Source organism: Rhizobacter sp. (genome assembly GCF_031412495.1).
GTDB lineage: Bacteria > Pseudomonadota > Gammaproteobacteria > Burkholderiales > Burkholderiaceae_C > Schlegelella_A.
On record NZ_JANODC010000331.1, the window covers coordinates 1 to 1978 of the forward strand.

Sequence of the window (1978 nt, forward strand, 5' to 3'; positions counted from 1 at the left end):
TCGCCGCCGACGCGCGCCGAGACGATGAACGCGCTTGCCGCGCCGCCCGCGGGCACGACGATCTTGGTGCCCGTGAGGCGCCAGTTGCCGCCGCTCTGCACCGCCTTCGTCTCGACGTGCGCCAGCCGGTAGCGCGAGCGCCGCTCCTCGTGCGCGAGGACGACGATCTCGCGCCCTTCGGCGATGCCCTGCAGCCACAGAGGCGACGAAGGCGCCTGGCCGGCGAGGAACACGCTCGGCGCGACCAGCGCGACCGCGGCATAGGGCTCGACGACGAGGCCGCGGCCGAGCTCTTCCATGATCACCATCGCCTCGACCGGGCCCAGCCCCAAGCCGCCGTGCTCCTCCGGCACCTGCAGGCCACAGATGCCGAGTTCGCCGATCTCCTTCCAGGCCTCGCGCGAGAAGCCGCCGGCCTTGACGATGCCGCGCCGGCGCTCGAAGTCGTAGCCGCGCTCGACCCATTTGCGCACGGTGTCGCGCAGCATCTCCTGGTCGTCGGAAAAGTCGAAGTCCATGTCGATTGCCTCATCTGACTAGAACCCCTTCCCTCTCGGAGGGAAGGGGCAGGGGAAGGGAGCAGCCCTGTCGCGCATCGCGCGGACGGTGCGAGGCGTCAGCCGAGCACCGTCTGCGCGACGATGTTGCGTTGCACTTCGTTCGATCCGCCGTAGATCGTTGTCTTGCGCATGTTGAAGTAGGTTCCGGCTAGCGGCGCGACGAAGGTAGTGCCGGTCTGGTCCGGCTGCCAGCCGGCGGCCATCGCTTCCTTCTGCAACGGCACGGCGGCCGGACCCGCGGCCAGCATCATCAGCTCGCTGTAGCGCTGCTGGATCTCGCTGCCGCGGATCTTCAGCAGGCCGGCGACGTCGAGGCTCTGCTTGCCGCTCTTCTCGGCGGAGAGCACCCGCAGGACCATCATCTCGAGGGCGATGACGTCGACCTCGAGCAGGGCGATCTGGTCGCGGAAGCGGCCGTCGTCCCACAGGCCCTCGGCCCTCGCGATGCGCTTGACGCGCTCGAGCTCGCGCTTGGCCCGGTTCACGTCGGCGATGTTGGTTCGCTCGTGCGCGAGCAGGTGCTTGGCGTAGGTCCAGCCCTTGTTCTCCTCGCCGATGAGCTGGTCGGCGGGCACCTCGACGTTGTCGAACCAGATTTCGTTGACCTCGTGCTCGCCTTCCATCGTGATGATCGGCCGCACCGTGATGCCGGGACTCTTCATGTCGATGAGCAGGAAGCTGATGCCCGTCTGCGGCTTGCCGTCGCTCGACGTGCGGACCAGGCAGAAGATCCAGTCGCCGTGCTGGCCGAGCGTGGTCCACGTCTTCTGGCCGTTGACGATGTACTTGTCGCCTTCTTTCGTGTGGACTCGCTCCGCCTTGGTCTTGAGCGAGGCCAGGTCCGAGCCGGCGCCGGGCTCGCTGTAGCCCTGGCTCCACCAGACCTCCCCGCTCTGGATGCCGGGCAGGAAGCGCTGCTGCTGCGCCGGCGTGCCGAAGGCCATGATCACCGGCGCCACCATCACCGGGCCGAAGGGGACGACGCGCGGCGCGCCGGCGAGGGCGGTCTCTTCCTCGAACAGATGCTTCTGGATCGCGTTCCAGCCCGGGCCGCCGAACTCCTTGGGCCAGCCCCAGCCGTGCCAGCCCTGCTTGCCCAGGATCCTGGCCCAGCGCTGCAGGTCGTCCTTGCCCAGCGGCACGGCGTTGCGGACCTTGTCGCTGATGTCCTTCGGCAGGCTCTCGGCGACCCAGGCCCGGATCCTGTCGCGGAAGGCGGTCTCGTCGGGCGTGAAGTTGAGGTCCATCGGTGTCTCCGGGGTCGCGGGCGGAACGATCTTTTTAGCACGACCGTGCGATTCCGCTTGTCGGGACGGCGACAGCTGGCCGCGCGCCGGGGTCAATAGCGCTTGTCGAGCGTCATCCGGTCGTTCTCGCGCCGCATCTGGAACCGCGTCAGGTAGCTGTTGCCGAGCAGC

The 1978-nt window shown here is 68.4% G+C and carries 2 protein-coding genes; both read right to left on the reverse strand.

From position 1 onward, the window contains the following. The coding region (locus AC30N0_RS12265) for an acyl-CoA dehydrogenase family protein (protein ID WP_489518192.1) at positions 1-518 on the reverse strand (518 nt) is incomplete at its 3' end. A gap of 98 nt (positions 519-616) precedes the next feature. Then, complete coding sequence (locus AC30N0_RS12270) at positions 617-1807, reverse strand: acyl-CoA dehydrogenase family protein (protein ID WP_489518193.1); 1191 nt, start codon at positions 1805-1807, stop codon at positions 617-619. Between the last annotated feature and the right edge of the window lie 171 nt (positions 1808-1978).